The organism is Rhodanobacter sp. Root627, from assembly GCF_001427835.1.
Lineage (GTDB): Bacteria > Pseudomonadota > Gammaproteobacteria > Xanthomonadales > Rhodanobacteraceae > Rhodanobacter > Rhodanobacter ginsenosidimutans.
Genome location: NZ_LMGW01000002.1, coordinates 206731 through 220171, shown reverse-complemented (window position 1 = coordinate 220171; position 13441 = coordinate 206731). Strand labels below are relative to the sequence as shown.

The following is a 13441-nucleotide window of genomic DNA, read 5'->3' as shown; positions in this document are numbered from 1 at the left end:
TCATGTAGTGGGGACGTTTCCGGCGCGGGCAAGTTCCCCCGCGAGCCTGTTGGTCAGCTAGCTGGCGCGCTGGCGTTCGCTGGAGCTGGGTATGCGCAAGCCCTCCCGGTATTTGGCCACGGTGCGGCGCGCTACCTGAATGCCGCGGCGTTGCAATTCTTCGGCAATGGCCTGGTCGGACAGCGGTTTGCGGCTGTCCTCGGCATCGATCAGCTTGCGCAGCATGGCCTGGATGGCGGTGGCCGAGGCGCTGCCGCCGTCCTCGGTGGATACGCCGCTGGAGAAGAAATATTTCAGCTCGAAGGTGCCGCGTGGCGTGTGCATGTATTTGCGCGTGGTGACGCGTGAAATGGTCGATTCGTGCATGCCCACTTCTTCGGCTACCTCGCGCAGCACCAGCGGGCGCATGGCTTCGGGGCCGTAGTCGAGGAAGGCGCTTTGCTGGCGCACGATGGCGTTGGCCACTTTCATCAGCGTTTCGGCGCGCGACTCCAGGCTCTTGATCAGCCAGCGGGCCTCCTGCAACTGGCCGCGCATCCAGCTGGCGTCCTCGCCGCGAGCCTGCGCGATCAGGCCACAGTAATGCTGGTTCAGCCCCAGCCGCGGCTGGGCGTCGGCGTTCAGGCTCACGCGCCAGTGGTTGCCGTCGCGCAGGGCGTAGACATCCGGCGCCACGTATTCGACCGGTGTGGTGTCCAGCGCGGCGCCGGGGCGCGGGTCCAGGCTGCGGATCAGCAAGGCCGCGCCGGCCACGTCTTCCTCGCTGGCGCGCAGGTGGCGGGCCAGCTTGGCGATGTCGTTGCGTGCCAGCAATTCCAGCTCGCCGTCGATCAGCCGCAAGGCCAGGTCGCGGTGGGGTGTGTCCGGGTCGAACTGTTCCAGTTGCACCCGCAGGCAATCGCGCAGGTCCAGGCTGGCCACGCCGACCGGGTCGAAACCCTGCAGCAGGCGGCGCACCACCTCGATCTCCTCGATGCTGGCGTCGAGGCTGGCGGGCAGGGCCGCCAGCACGGCATCCAGCCCTTCGGCGAGGTAGCCGGCGGGGTTCAGCGCGTCGATCAGCACGGTGGCGATGGCATGCTGGCGCGGGTTGAACGGGGACAGGTTGAGCTGCCACATCAGGTGTTGCTGCAAGGTTTCCGGCGCCGCGTTCTGCGGTTCGAAATCCTCATCCCCGCGCGAGCCGGGTGAGCTGCTGACGCTGCTGTTGCTGCTGGAGAAGTCGATCGGCGATTCCGCCGTGCCGCCGGTGTCGGCCCAGTCGTCGGCCGGATCGTTCACATCGTGTTCGACGCTGGCCGTATCGGCGACGCTTTCGGCGGCCGCGTAGTCGTCTTCGTCGTCCGCTGCTTCTTCCTCGGCCTCGTCGGCGAATTCCAGCAGCGGGTTGCCTTCGGCGATCTGTCGCAGTTCCGCTTCGAGTTCCAGCTGCGACAACTGCAGCAACCGGATCGCCTGCTGCAATTGCGGCGTGAGGGTCAGCTGCTGATGAAGGCGAAACTGTAATGCGGGTTTCATGCCAACTTGATCGAGTGAGCTCGCAACCATCCTAACCGGTCGCTGCCGAAGCGACCAGAGCGTGATAGTGGTGTTCGGCCCGGTCGGACGAACGCGCCCCTCAGAGCCGGAATTCGCGCCCCAGGTAAACCTCGCGCACCTTTTCGTCGGCCAGGATATGCGCGGGCGTGCCGCGCGACAGCACCTCGCCGTCGTTCAGGATGTACGCGCGATCGCAGATGCCCAGGGTTTCGCGCACGTTGTGGTCGGTGATCAGTACGCCGATGCCACGTTCTTTCAGGTGACGCACGATGCGCTGGATTTCGCCCACCGAGATGGGGTCGACGCCGGCGAACGGCTCGTCCAGCAGCATGTAGCGCGGTTTGGCCGCCAGCGCCCGGGCGATTTCCACGCGCCGCCGCTCGCCACCGGACAGGCTGATGCCTTTCTGCCCGGCGATGTGGGCGATCTTCAATTCGTCGAGCAGGTTTTCCAGCTCGGTGCCGCGCTGGTTCGCATCCAGCCCGGCGCGCAGTTCCAGCACCGCCATGATGTTGTCCGCCACGCTGAGCCGGCGGAACACCGAGGCTTCCTGCGGCAGGTAGCCGATGCCCAGCTTGGCCCGCGCGTGCATGGGCAGACCGGTGATGTCCTGCTGGTCGAGCTTGATGCTGCCGGCATCGGCTTCGATCAGTCCAACCACCATGTAGAAACAGGTGGTCTTGCCGGCGCCGTTGGGGCCCAGCAGGCCCACGACCTCGCCTTCACGGATCGAAAAACCGAAATCGCGCACGACCTTGCGCGCGCGGAAACTCTTTTGCAGACCTTCGGCGGACAGCATCGGTTACGGCGTTCCCGGCGTGGCGCTGCTTTGCTCCGGAGCGGGCGCGGCGACCGTGCTGGCTGGCGCCGGTGCGGCGGCGGCGGGTTTGTCGGCGGGCGTGGTTGCGGCGCGGGCCTTGGGCTGGAAGGTCATGTGGACCATGCCGTCGCCGTTGCTTTCGCCGGTCATCTGGCTGGTTTGCGTGTTGTAGGTGAGGGTGTCGCCGCGCGCTTCGCCGCGCCCTTTCTGTTTCACCACGGCGTTGCCGGACAGCACGGCGTAATCCTTGGCGGCGTGGTAGTCGATGGTGGCCGCCTCGCCCTGCATCAGGTTGCCGTTGTCGTCGAGCTGTTCGAGGTGGGCGGGGTTGCCGGTGATGACGACACGGTCGATCTGGCTTTCGCCATCGAAGTGGACCTTGGCCTCGGCGCCGGTGGCCTTGAGCGAGCCCTGGCGGATCACCACGCTGCCGGTCAGGGTGCTGACCGTGTTCGGCTTCTGGAAACCATCGAAGTGCTTGGCGTCGACCTGCATCGGTTGGTCGCGGTCGCTCTGTTTGGCGAAGGCTGGCGACAGCGCAAGCAGACCCAGCACGAGCCAGGCGGCGCTAGCGCTTGCGCGGCGGGAACGTGGCGTGGACGTCATCGAGCAGCTCCAGGTGTTTGTCGTTGAGGTTGGCACGCATGCCAAGACCGGTGATTCTAGTGCCCCCTTGCACCATCTGCGCCGCTGCCGCCGTCTGCATGCGGTTGTCCTTGGGCCAGGCGGTGATGTCGGCGCTGCGCAGCTCGGTGGCGGGGGTGTCGTCGTAGGCGGCCCGGTGCATGTAGACGGGGCCCTGCAATTTCAGCGTCGTGCCGCCCTTGTCGACCCAGCCGTACAGCGATTCGCCTTTCCAGTCCGGCACGCCGGGTTGGTTCGATGGCAGGTCGAAGGTGGGCGAGTTGATGTACAGCGAATCGTCGCCTTCGCGCCGTTCGACGTGCGGCGCCGTCAGGTGGAAGGCGGCCAGGCCTTCGGTGTTGTATTTCGTGACGCGGGCATCGGTGAGCGTGTAGCCGGAACGCGGCGGGCCCACGAAGTCGTTGGTTTTCGGCGGCGGGCCCATCCACCACAGCAAGGTCTGGGCAAGCCCCGCAGCCAGCCCCAGCCCCACGATCGCCACCGGCAGGCGGCGGTCGCGCAGGTAGCGGCGGATATTCACTGCCAGCGCTCCCGCTCCGCGTCGGCCTTGCCCTGGGCCAGCAGGATCAGGTCGCACACTTCGCGCGCCGCACCCTCGCCGCCGCGGCGGCTGGTTTGCCAGTGCGCCTGCGCGGCCAGCCAGGGATGCGCGTTGGCCACGGCCACCGCCAGCCCGGCCATGCGCATCGGGGCCAGATCGGGCAGGTCGTCGCCCACGAAGGCGGCCTGCGCCGGTGTCAGCTTCAGCGCTTCGAGCAGTTCGCGCAGGCAGGCGCGCTTGTCGCCCTGGCCCTGGTAGACGTGGGCGATGTCCAGCTCCTCGGCGCGCAGCGCCACGGGGTGGCTGATTCGCGCGGTGATGATGGCCACCTGCACGCCGTTGGCCTGCAGCCGCTTCAGGCCCAGCCCGTCATGCACGTGGAAGACCTTGGTTTCGCGGCCGTCCTCGCTGTAATGCAGGTGGCCATCGGTCAGGGTGCCGTCCACGTCGAACACCGCCAGCCGGATGGCGGCGGCGCGGGCGAGCAGGTCGGCGGGGAGGTGGGCGAGATAGCTGTCGGTCATGCGTGATGGGTGGTTGGCGAACGCGGTCGAAGACCCCATCAAACCACGCGGGCACGCAGCAGGTCATGAATATTCAGCGCGCCGACCACGCGCTGGTCGGCGTCGACCACCAGCAGGGCGTGAATCTGGTGCTTTTCCATCAGTTGCGCCGCCTCGGCCGCCAGCTTCTCCGGGCCGATGGTCTTGGGGCCGCGGGTCATCAGTTCGGTGACGGTGGCACCGCGCAGGTCCACGCCCACGTCATCCAGCGCACGACGCAGGTCGCCGTCGGTGAACACGCCCAGCAGGCGGTCGTCGGCATCCACCACGGCAGTCATGCCCAGGTGCTTGCGGGTCATCTCGACCAGCGCGGTGGTGAGGCTGACGTCCGGCGCCACCCGAGGGATCTCCTCGCCGGTGTGCATCACGTCGCTGATCCGCAGCAGCAGACGGCGCCCCAGGCTGCCGGCCGGGTGCGAGCGGGCGAAATCGTCCGAGGTGAACCCGCGCGCTTCCAGCAAGGCGATGGCCAGGGCGTCACCCAGCACCAGTGCCGCGGTGGTGCTGGTGGTGGGCGCCAGACCCAGCGGGCAGGCTTCGCAGCTGATGCTGCCGTCCAGGTGCACGTCGGCCTGCCGCGCCAGCGAGGAGCCGGGTTTGCCGGTGATCGCGATCAGCGGTATCCCCTCGCGTTTGAGCGTGGGCAGGATGAACAGCACCTCGTCGGTTTCGCCGGAATAGGACAGCGCCAGCACGATGTCCTGCGGCATGATCATGCCCAGGTCGCCGTGGCTGGCCTCGCCCGGGTGCACGTAGAACGACGGCGTGCCGGTGGAGGCCAGGGTGGCGGCGATCTTGCGCGCCACATGCCCGGATTTGCCCATGCCGGTAACCACCACGCGGCCGTGGCAGTTCAGGATCAGCCGGCACGCTTCCACGAAATCGGTGCCGATGCGCGGCTCCAGCGCGCCGATGGCCTCCGCCTCGGTCGCGATCACGGCCCGCGCATGGCGAATGATGGCGTCGGGCTGCAGCGCGACGGTGGCAGGCGGGGCGATGCGTGCGTTCATGGGAGCTCGAATAAGGGAGTCATCGTGGCGTATTGCCGGTCGGCCGGGCGACGAGACGGCTCATCGTCGTTTCTGCGACATGAAATTTCCACTATCATGGCCGATTCGCATTTTACAGTCATAAGCCGTTGGGCAGGGTCGAATTGCCCCGGTTATGTGCCATCAGTCGTGAAGTCCATGGATACTGACCGCATCAAATCGCTGATCGAAGCCGGGTTGCCGGGCGCGCGGGCCGAGGTCAGTGGCGCCGATGGCGTCCATTTCGAGGCCACCGTGGTTGCCGATCAATTCGCGGGCAAACTGCCGCTGGCCCGCCACCGGATGGTATACGCCACACTGGGTGAGCTGATGGGTGGGGAAATTCACGCACTGGCCCTGACAACGCTGACGTCCGAGGAAGCGGCGCGCCGCTGAAGTCGCCGCGCTTCCGATACATCTTTTCGAAGGACAACGATGGCCAAGATCCTGATTAGCGGTGGCACGCCGCTCCACGGCGACGTGGGCATTTCCGGTGCGAAAAACGCCGTGCTGCCCATCCTCGCCGCCTGCCTGCTGGCCGACGAGCCGGTGAGCGTGGGCAACGTGCCGCACCTGCACGACGTCACCACCTTCATCGAGCTGCTGGGCCAGATGGGCGTGCAACTGGTGCTGGACGATCGCATGAAGATGCATATCGACCCGCGCACCACCAATACCTGCGTGGCGCCGTACGACCTGGTGCGCACCATGCGCGCCTCGATCCTGGTGCTGGGCCCGCTGGTGGCGCGCTTCGGCCAGGCCGAGGTGTCGCTGCCCGGTGGCTGCGCGATCGGTTCGCGGCCGGTGGATCAGCACATCCGCGGCCTGCGCGCGCTGGGCGCGGACATCAGTGTGGAAAACGGCTACATCAAGGCGCGCGCCAAGCGGCTCAAGGGCGCGCGCGTGCTGATGGACATGGTCACCGTCACCGGTACCGAGAACATCATGATGGCCGCCACCCTGGCCCAGGGCACCACGGTGATCGAGAACGCGGCGCAGGAGCCCGAGGTGGTCGACTTGGCGCATTGCCTGATCGCGATGGGCGCGCAGATCGAGGGCATCGGTTCCTCCACGCTGGTGATCCACGGCGTGGAGCGGCTGCACGGCACCGACTACCAGGTGCTGCCCGACCGCATCGAGACCGGCACCTTCCTGGTCGGCGCGGCCATCACCGGCGGCAAGGTACGGGCACGGCATGCGCGCGCCAACACGCTGGATGCGGTGCTGTCCAAGCTGGAAGAGGCCGGTGCGCACATTTCCACCGGCGACGACTGGATCGAGCTGGACATGGGCGGGCGGCGGCCGAAGGCGGTCAACATCAGCACCGCACCGTATCCCGCGTTCCCCACCGACATGCAGGCGCAGTTCACCGCGCTCAACTGCGTGGCCGAGGGTACCGGCGTGATTACCGAGACCGTGTTCGAGAACCGTTTCATGCACGCGCACGAGCTGCAGCGGCTGGGGGCGGACATCCACCTGGAAGGCAACACCGCGGTGATCAAGGGCGTCGGCCAGATGAGCGGTGCGCCGATCATGGCCACCGACCTGCGCGCCTCGGCCTGCCTGGTGCTGGCCGGCCTGGTGGCTCACGGCGACACCACCGTCGATCGCGTGTACCACATCGATCGCGGCTACGAGAACATCGAGGAGAAGCTCGGCACCCTGGGCGCGAAGATTCGCCGGCTGCCGAACTGAGCCAGCGGGTGCCGCGCCGGTCATTACCGGCGTTGTAGGAGCACACCCCGTGCGTGATGCTCTCGCCCGACGTGACGGAAAGCATCGCGCACAGGGTGCGCTCCTACAAAAGGCAACGCCTCAGTCGGCGCGGTAGCTCAGCAACTCCATCTCCACGTTGCCGCCATCGTGCTGCGACAGCTTCACCGGCAGCGGGTACTGGTCGGGCACGTACCAGGCGCTGAAGCCGCGATCGGCATCGGTGCGTTCGACCCGTTCGGCGTCGAAGCTGCCGGCCGGCACCTTGATGGTCTCCTTGCCGGTCACCTTGAAGTTCTGGGTTTCGACTTGCTGCTTGACGGCCACCGGCAACGCCAGGTTCTTGCTGCCATCACGCAGGGCCATGCCGATGGCCAGCGCCAGGGTGTTGCGCTCCACCATGCCGGGCGCGGCCGGGTAGGTGTTTGCGCCCTTGCCTTCGTCCACGCTGACCTGCTTTTTCGCCCAGTCCACCCGCAGGTGGCGTTGCTTGCTCTTGATCGCCGACGTCAGCTGGTAGTCGTAGCTGACCGCCTCCGGCGCGACACCTTTCCAGCGGAAACGCGAGCTTTCCTCAAGATTGGCCGCCAGCAGCGCTGCCATGCCGCCACTGCCTTTGATGCTCTTGCTGTAGACCCATTCGCCGTCGCCGGCCGGGCGCAAGGTGACCTTGGCGTCGCCCAGGGGCATGCCGCCCTGGGTGACGCGATAGGTGGCGGTAAAGGCCGTGGGCGTTTTGGCGGCAGCGGCCATGGCCGTGCTGCCGAACAGCAGCGCAGCGCCAACAAGCGGAACGAACAGGGAGCGGATGATCATCGGCCGAGTCTGCCGCGGCCGGGCTGAACCGCGCGTCAAGGCAGGTGCAGGCCGTGCTCGCCCAGGGCCAGCGGGGTGCGCAGCGGCTGGCCATCCAGTTGCGCGCCGTCGTCGCTCCAGCGCAGGCGGCGGCTCGCCATCAGGCTCAGCACGGTGGGCAGCAGGCGGTGTTCCAGCGGCAGCAGCCGCTGCGCCAGCGTGTCTTCGTCGTCGTCGGGGTGGACGGTGATGCGGGCCTGGGCGATCAGCGGGCCGCCGTCGAGTTCGGCGGTGACGTAATGCACGCTGGCACCGTGCTCGCGGTCGCCGGCTTCCAGCGCACGACGGTGGGTGTGCAGGCCGCGGTACTTGGGCAGCAGCGAGGGGTGAATATTGATCACGCGGCCGATCCACGGTGCCAGCGCTTCGCCATCCAGCACCCGCATGAAGCCGGCCAGCACCAGTATGTCGGCGCCGCTGGCGGCGATGCGGGCCAGCAGGTCCAGGTCGAAGCTGCGCCGGTCCGGGTAGTTGCGCGGGCTCAGCGCCAGCGTGGCGATGCCCGCCGCTTTGGCCAGTTGCAAGGCATGCGCGCTGGCTTTGTCGCTGCCCACCAGCACGAAATCCACCGGCAGTTCGCCGCGGTCGCGCGCGGCCAGCAAGGCCGCAAGATTGCTGCCGCGACCGGAGGCGAGCACGGCGACCTTGAGCGGAGTCGCGCTCACCTGGCCTGCGTCAGTGGCGTTGGTGGAAGAAAGCGTGGCGATCAACGTGGGTACTCAGCCGATCCGCACGCGCTCGTCGCCCGAAGCGGTTACCACTTCGCCGATCACCGCGCTGGCCAGACCGTGCGAGGCCAGCAGCGCCGAGGCCGCAGCCACCGCGTCGGCCGGCAGGATCACCGTGAAACCCACGCCGCAGTTGAACGTGCGCCACATTTCCTCGCGCGCCACGTTGCCCTCGCGCATCAGCCAATCGAACACCGGCGGCAAAGTCAACGCCGACGCCTGCAGCGCGATGCCCAGACCGTCAGGCACCACGCGGATGATGTTTTCCTTCAGCCCGCCGCCGGTGATGTGGGCCATGCCGTGCACCTGATCCGACTGCGCGCGCAGCAGTTCCAGCATCGGCTTCACGTAAATCGTGGTTGGCGCCATCAGCGCATCGGCCAGCTTCACACCGCCGAGGTCCATGTCCAACGGTTTGCCGGCGCGCTCCAGGATCTTGCGGATCAGCGAATAGCCGTTGGAATGCGGGCCGGACGAGGCCACGCCCAGGATCACGTCGCCGGCGACGATGCCGGCGCCGCTGAGCATCTGCGATTTTTCCACCGCGCCCACGGTGAAGCCGGCCAGGTCGTACTCGCCCGGTGGATACATGTCGGGCATTTCGGCCGTCTCGCCGCCGATCAGGGCGCAGCCGGCCAGTTCGCAGCCCTTGGCAATGCCGCCGACCACGGCCGCGGCGGTGTCCACGTCCAGCTTGCCGGTGGCGAAATAATCGAGGAAGAACAGCGGCTCGGCGCCCTGCACCAGCACGTCGTTGACGCACATGCCGACCAGGTCGATGCCGATGGTGTCGTGGCGGCCGAGGATCTGCGCCAGCTTCAGCTTGGTGCCGACGCCGTCGGTGCCCGACACCAGCACGGGCTCCTTATAGCGGCCGGAGAGGTCGAACAGGCCGCCGAAGCCGCCCAGCCCGCCCATCACTTCCGGGCGCTGCGTGCGCTTGACCAGTGGCTTGATGCGTTCGACCAGGGCATTGCCCGCGTCGATGTCGACGCCGGCGGCGCGGTAGGTGAGGGCGTCTGACATGGCGTAAACCGGCTGGATGAAACGCGCAAGTTTAGCAGTTATGTGGCGGCGGCTGGCCGTTGGCGGCGCGGACTTTTCCATATCCGCCATGGCTGTCATGGACGCTGGCAGCGCGATTGGGCAGACTTCCCGCAGTTGTCCGCCAAGAATCCATGCTTATGCGCCTGCCCCGTCTGTCGATTGTCGCCCTGTTGCTGGCGTTTGTGGCGTGGTCGCCGCTGCACGCGCAGGTCCCGGGTTCGCCGTATTCGGTCACGGTACCGGTCAGCGACACCAGCAGCGCCCAGCGCGACGAGGCGTTTGCCACGGCGCTGGGGCAGGTGCTGGTACGCGTGGCGGGCGGGCAGGATCTGCGCAACAAGGCCGGTTACGCCGACGCGCTGGGCAAGGCGCGCTCGCTGGTGCAGCAGTTCCAGTACGCCAAGGCGGACGGCGGCGGCCTTTCGCTGCAGGTAAATTTCGAACCCGGCGCGGTACGGCGGTTGATCGACACACTGGGTGTCTCCCGCGCCGGCGTGAAACCGCCCGTACTGTTGCTAGTGAAGGGCAGCGACGGCCAGTTGTTGCAGCAGGACGACCTGGGCAGCCTGGCCCAGGCAGTAACGGCGGGCGGCACCGGCGTGGTGTATCCCGCCCCTGCCAGCACGCCGGACCTGGCGCGTGTGGCCGCGGCGGACCCGGCCGCGCTGGCGTCGATCAACCAGCAATATCACACCGGGCTGGTCCTGCTCGGCAACCTGCATGACGGCGGTGGTGACTGGGTGCTGGTGTCCGGCGGGAAAGCGCAGCGCTGGAGCAATCAGGGCGCTACCGAAGACGCCGTGCTGGCCGATGCCGGCACCGGCGCCGTCGGTCGCGTGGGCCAGCAACTCAATGTGGTCAGCGCCACCGTCAGCACCAGCCGGCTGTGGGTGGATGGGGTGGGTTCGGCCATGGCGTATGCCAACCTGCTGTCGATGCTCAACGCCGACCCCACCGTGCGCGGCGTGACCACGCTGGGCGCGCAGGATGACGGCATCATGCTGGAGATCAGGGCGGCGCTGCCGGCGGCGGCACTGGCCACCAGCCTGGCCGCCGGCGGACGCCTGCTGCTGGATGCGCCGCACGATGGCGCCGATGCCAGCCTGCGCTGGCTGCATTGATGTCCGTCGATGGCGCCGGGAAACGACTCGTGAACCAGGACACCTCGCACCGCTGGCAGATGCTGGCGATCATCGCGATCATCGGCTGGCTGATCTGGCTGCTGGCGCCGGTACTGATGCCGTTCGCGGTGGCCGCCATGCTGGCCTACCTGGGTGACCCGCTGGCCGACCGGCTGGAGCGGCTGGGCCTGAAGCGCATATGGGCCGCCACGGTGGTGTTCGTGGTGCTGTTGCTGGTGGTCTGCGGCGTGTTGCTGCTGCTGATTCCGCTGATCGCGCGGCAGGTGGAAAACCTCATCGAGAACCTGCCGCGCTACGGCGACTGGGCGCAGGACATCGCCTGGCCGTGGCTGCGCGATCGGCTGCACCTGGACCCGGACACCTTCGACAGCGACCGCCTGCTGGAGGCGATCAAGGCCCACATCGGCTCCATCGGCACCGTCACCGCGACCGTGCTGGGGCGGGTGTCGCGCTCGGGCCTGGGTATCGCGATGTGGCTGACCAACCTGGTGCTGATCCCGGTGGTGGCGTTCTACCTGCTGCGCGACTGGGATCGGCTGGTGGCCACCATCGACCGCATGTTGCCGCGCTCGATCCAGCCCACCATCGCGCACCTGGCGCGCGAGTCGGACAGCATCCTGGGCGCATTCGTGCGCGGCCAGTTGCTGGTGATGCTGGCGCTGGGCGTGTTCTACGGCGCCGGGCTGGGCGTGGTCGGGCTCACCGTGGGGCCGCTGATCGGCATGGTCGCGGGTCTGCTCAGCTTCGTGCCGTACCTGGGTTTCATCATCGGTTTCGTGGCCGCGATCGTGGCCGTGCTGGTGCAATACGGCGACTGGATGCACGTGCTGCTGGTGTGCGGCGTGTTCGTGCTGGGCCAGTTGCTGGAAGGCTATGTGCTGGTGCCCAAACTGGTGGGCGACAAGATCGGCCTGCACCCGGTGGCGGTGATCTTCGCGGTGCTGGCCGGTGGCTACCTGTTCGGTTTCCTCGGTGTGCTGCTGGCGCTGCCGGCGGCGTCGGTGATCATGGTGCTGTTGCGCTACCTGCTCGAACGCTATCGCATGAGCGAGCTGTACAACGAGGCCGGGCCGGACGACCCGGTGATTGCCGAAGTCGAGGTCAGCGTGCACGGCGACGGCGACGTCGAATCGAACATCGCGACGCCACCGGACGACGGAACAACCCCATGATTCCGCAGTTGCCGCTGGCGCTGCGCTGGCCGCGGCGCCAGCGTTTCGAGCATTTCCACGCCGGTACCAACGCGGCGGCGCTGGCCGCGGTGGAGGCGCTGGCGCGCCAGCCCGGCGCACCGTGGGTTTATCTGGGCGGCCCGACCGGCAGCGGCAAGAGCCATCTGCTGATCGCCGCCTGCCATGCCGCCAGCGCGCTCGGGCGTACCGTGCAATACCTGCCGCTGACCAGCCAGGTCGACCGCGCCGCCGCCCTGCGTGGTGTCGCCGGCAGCGAACTGCTGGCGCTGGATGGCCTGCAGGCCATCGCCGGCGATCGCGATGCCGAGCACGCCCTGTTCGACCTCTACAATCGTACCCGCGCCGAAGGCGGTGCCCTGCTGTTCGCCGCCGAAGCCGGCGTGGCGCAACTGGCCTTGGGCCTGCCCGATCTACGCTCGCGCCTGGGCGCCTGCACCCGGTTCACGCTGAAACCGCTGGACGACGCGGATCGCCGCGAGGTGCTGAAAAGCCAGGCCGTGCTGCGTGGTATCCAGCTGGACGACGCGGTGCTGGACTGGCTGTTTTCCCGCTACGCCCGCGACCTGGGCGCCTTGCTCGACCTGCTGGACAAACTCGACCAGGCCTCACTGGCCGCGCAGCGGCGGATCACCGTGCCGTTCCTGCGCGATTTCCTGCGCGACGCCGCCGAACCGTAGGCGCAAACCCTGCGGACGAATCCGCACAAGAAAGGCGCCTTGCGGCGCCTTCGATGTGTCGATGAAACGTGGCTCAGGCCTTGAGCAGTTCCGGCGTCGCCTGTTGTCCGATCGCGTCCACCATCGCCTTGGCCACGTGCAGGTTGCCGGCGATGATGTTGCCGCTGGCGGGGATGCCGTCGCGGCCAGCGAAGTCGCAGTAGCGTCCGCCCGCCTCGTGCACCAGCAGCACGCCGGCGGCCATGTCCCAGGGTTTCAGGCCGATCTCGAAAAAGCCGTCGTAGCGGCCGGCGGCAACGTAGGCCAGGTCCAGCGCGGCGGAGCCGGAGCGACGGATGTCCTCGGCCTGGCCGAGGATGGCGCGGGTCATGTCCAGTTGCGGCACCAGATGTTGGCGCTGGCGGAACGGGAAGCCGGTGGCGATCATCGCGCCGCCCAGGTTCTCGCGCTTGCCCACGCGCATGCGGCGGTCGTTGAGGTAGGCGCCGTCGCCCTTGCTGGCGGTGTACAGCTCGTCGCGCAGGGGATCGAACACCACGGCGTGGATCGGCACACCCTTTTCCAGCAGCGCGATCGACACACTGAAGTGCGGGATGCCGCGCAGGTAGTTGTGGGTGCCGTCCAGCGGGTCGATTACCCAGGTAAGCGGACCCTTGCCGATGGCGCCGCTTTCCTCGGCCAGGATCGCGTGGTCGGGATAGGCGCGGCGCAGTTCCTTGATGATCTCCGCCTCGGCCAGCTTGTCGACTTCGGAGACGAAATCCAGCTGCTGCTTCTCGACGACGTTGAGGCCGTCGATGCGGTTCATGTAGCGCAGGATGATGTTGCCTGCGGAACGCGCGGCGCGCGCCGCGATCGTGACGTGGGGTCGGGCCATGGGGTTTCGACTTTGGAAGAGAGCGGGGTTGCGACCGCGCATTCTAGCAGAGGCGCGATGGGGCGGCGGCGGG

The 13441-nt window shown here is 67.7% G+C and carries 15 protein-coding genes; 5 read left to right on the top strand and 10 right to left on the bottom strand.

All coding sequences use genetic code 11. The annotated features are described in order from the left end of the window. Positions 1 to 57 precede the first annotated feature (57 nt). From ASD68_RS08410 to ASD68_RS08385, 6 genes are all read right to left on the bottom strand, one after another. Positions 58 to 1518 carry an RNA polymerase factor sigma-54 gene (locus ASD68_RS08410; RefSeq protein ID WP_056081590.1) on the bottom strand — a complete coding sequence of 487 codons (1461 nt, stop codon included), beginning with the start codon at positions 1516 to 1518 and terminating at the stop codon, positions 58 to 60. 100 nt (positions 1519 to 1618) lie between these two features. Further along, a complete protein-coding gene (lptB, locus tag ASD68_RS08405; RefSeq protein WP_056081587.1) occupies positions 1619 to 2338 on the bottom strand; it encodes an LPS export ABC transporter ATP-binding protein in 720 nt (239 codons plus the stop codon). Between the two features lie 3 nt (positions 2339 to 2341). Next, positions 2342 to 2965, bottom strand: a complete 624-nt coding sequence (lptA, locus tag ASD68_RS08400; protein WP_056605659.1) for a lipopolysaccharide transport periplasmic protein LptA — start codon at positions 2963 to 2965, stop codon at positions 2342 to 2344. Then, the gene (gene lptC / locus ASD68_RS08395) at positions 2928 to 3524 is read right to left on the bottom strand and encodes an LPS export ABC transporter periplasmic protein LptC (RefSeq protein ID WP_056605656.1); all 597 of its coding nucleotides are present in this window, start codon (positions 3522 to 3524) and stop codon (positions 2928 to 2930) included. Before lptC ends, lptA begins: the two co-directional genes overlap by 38 nt. Next, positions 3521 to 4069 (bottom strand): HAD-IIIA family hydrolase, encoded by a 549-nt coding sequence (locus ASD68_RS08390; protein ID WP_056081578.1) that lies wholly within the window; start codon positions 4067 to 4069, stop codon positions 3521 to 3523. The genes lptC and ASD68_RS08390 overlap by 4 nt, the downstream gene beginning before the upstream one ends. 38 nt (positions 4070 to 4107) lie before the next feature. After that, on the bottom strand, positions 4108 to 5118 hold the full coding sequence (locus ASD68_RS08385) for a KpsF/GutQ family sugar-phosphate isomerase (protein ID WP_056081574.1): 1011 nt from the start codon (positions 5116 to 5118) through the stop codon (positions 4108 to 4110). Between the two features lie 177 nt (positions 5119 to 5295). Here ASD68_RS08385 and ASD68_RS08380 point away from each other — a divergent pair, with 177 nt between their 5' ends. Both ASD68_RS08380 and murA read left to right on the top strand, forming a co-directional pair. Then, the gene (locus ASD68_RS08380; protein ID WP_056605653.1) at positions 5296 to 5532 is read left to right on the top strand and encodes a BolA/IbaG family iron-sulfur metabolism protein; all 237 of its coding nucleotides are present in this window, start codon (positions 5296 to 5298) and stop codon (positions 5530 to 5532) included. Positions 5533 to 5571: 39 nt separating this feature from the next. Next, on the top strand, positions 5572 to 6831 hold the full coding sequence (gene murA, locus ASD68_RS08375) for a UDP-N-acetylglucosamine 1-carboxyvinyltransferase (protein WP_056081568.1): 1260 nt from the start codon (positions 5572 to 5574) through the stop codon (positions 6829 to 6831). 120 nt (positions 6832 to 6951) lie between these two features. Here murA and ASD68_RS08370 read toward each other — a convergent pair whose 3' ends face one another. Genes ASD68_RS08370 through purM form a run of 3 tightly spaced genes read right to left on the bottom strand, consistent with a single transcriptional unit; the run spans position 6952 to position 9458 of the window. Next, positions 6952 to 7665: a DUF3108 domain-containing protein gene (locus ASD68_RS08370; protein ID WP_056081566.1), complete on the bottom strand. Its 714-nt coding sequence runs from the start codon at positions 7663 to 7665 to the stop codon at positions 6952 to 6954. 35 nt (positions 7666 to 7700) lie between these two features. Next, on the bottom strand, positions 7701 to 8369 hold the full coding sequence (gene purN, locus ASD68_RS08365; RefSeq protein ID WP_056607409.1) for a phosphoribosylglycinamide formyltransferase: 669 nt from the start codon (positions 8367 to 8369) through the stop codon (positions 7701 to 7703). A 54-nt stretch (positions 8370 to 8423) separates the two neighbouring features. Continuing rightward, a complete protein-coding gene (gene purM, locus ASD68_RS08360) occupies positions 8424 to 9458 on the bottom strand; it encodes a phosphoribosylformylglycinamidine cyclo-ligase (protein WP_056605650.1) in 1035 nt (344 codons plus the stop codon). Positions 9459 to 9616: 158 nt separating this feature from the next. On the opposite strand from purM, the gene ASD68_RS08355 reads away from it, so the two are divergent. Genes ASD68_RS08355 through hda form a run of 3 tightly spaced genes read left to right on the top strand, consistent with a single transcriptional unit; the run spans position 9617 to position 12491 of the window. After that, entirely contained in the window at positions 9617 to 10600 is a 984-nt protein-coding gene (locus tag ASD68_RS08355; RefSeq protein WP_056605647.1) for a DUF2066 domain-containing protein, read from the top strand. A gap of 29 nt (positions 10601 to 10629) precedes the next feature. Further along, on the top strand, positions 10630 to 11793 hold the full coding sequence (locus ASD68_RS08350; RefSeq protein ID WP_056607406.1) for an AI-2E family transporter: 1164 nt from the start codon (positions 10630 to 10632) through the stop codon (positions 11791 to 11793). Further along, positions 11790 to 12491, top strand: coding sequence for a DnaA regulatory inactivator Hda (hda, locus tag ASD68_RS08345; protein ID WP_056605644.1), 702 nt, complete (start codon positions 11790 to 11792; stop codon positions 12489 to 12491). The genes ASD68_RS08350 and hda overlap by 4 nt, the downstream gene beginning before the upstream one ends. A gap of 73 nt (positions 12492 to 12564) precedes the next feature. Here the strand turns inward: hda and ASD68_RS08340 are convergent, their stop codons facing one another. Further along, positions 12565 to 13368 (bottom strand): inositol monophosphatase family protein, encoded by an 804-nt coding sequence (locus tag ASD68_RS08340; RefSeq protein WP_056081554.1) that lies wholly within the window; start codon positions 13366 to 13368, stop codon positions 12565 to 12567. Between the last annotated feature and the right edge of the window lie 73 nt (positions 13369 to 13441).

Excerpts from the sequence above, each read along its gene's own strand:
- ASD68_RS08410 (WP_056081590.1), bottom strand. The coding sequence starts at position 1,518 with ATGAAACCCGCATTACAGTTTCGCCTTCATCAGCAGCTGACCCTCACG.
- lptB (WP_056081587.1), bottom strand. The coding sequence starts at position 2,338 with ATGCTGTCCGCCGAAGGTCTGCAAAAGAGTTTCCGCGCGCGCAAGGTC.
- lptA (WP_056605659.1), bottom strand. The coding sequence starts at position 2,965 with ATGACGTCCACGCCACGTTCCCGCCGCGCAAGCGCTAGCGCCGCCTGG.
- ASD68_RS08390 (WP_056081578.1), bottom strand. The coding sequence starts at position 4,069 with ATGACCGACAGCTATCTCGCCCACCTCCCCGCCGACCTGCTCGCCCGC.
- ASD68_RS08385 (WP_056081574.1), bottom strand. The coding sequence starts at position 5,118 with ATGAACGCACGCATCGCCCCGCCTGCCACCGTCGCGCTGCAGCCCGAC.
- ASD68_RS08380 (WP_056605653.1), top strand. The coding sequence starts at position 5,296 with ATGGATACTGACCGCATCAAATCGCTGATCGAAGCCGGGTTGCCGGGC.
- murA (WP_056081568.1), top strand. The coding sequence starts at position 5,572 with ATGGCCAAGATCCTGATTAGCGGTGGCACGCCGCTCCACGGCGACGTG.
- ASD68_RS08370 (WP_056081566.1), bottom strand. The coding sequence starts at position 7,665 with ATGATCATCCGCTCCCTGTTCGTTCCGCTTGTTGGCGCTGCGCTGCTG.
- purM (WP_056605650.1), bottom strand. The coding sequence starts at position 9,458 with ATGTCAGACGCCCTCACCTACCGCGCCGCCGGCGTCGACATCGACGCG.
- ASD68_RS08355 (WP_056605647.1), top strand. The coding sequence starts at position 9,617 with ATGCGCCTGCCCCGTCTGTCGATTGTCGCCCTGTTGCTGGCGTTTGTG.
- hda (WP_056605644.1), top strand. The coding sequence starts at position 11,790 with ATGATTCCGCAGTTGCCGCTGGCGCTGCGCTGGCCGCGGCGCCAGCGT.
- ASD68_RS08340 (WP_056081554.1), bottom strand. The coding sequence starts at position 13,368 with ATGGCCCGACCCCACGTCACGATCGCGGCGCGCGCCGCGCGTTCCGCA.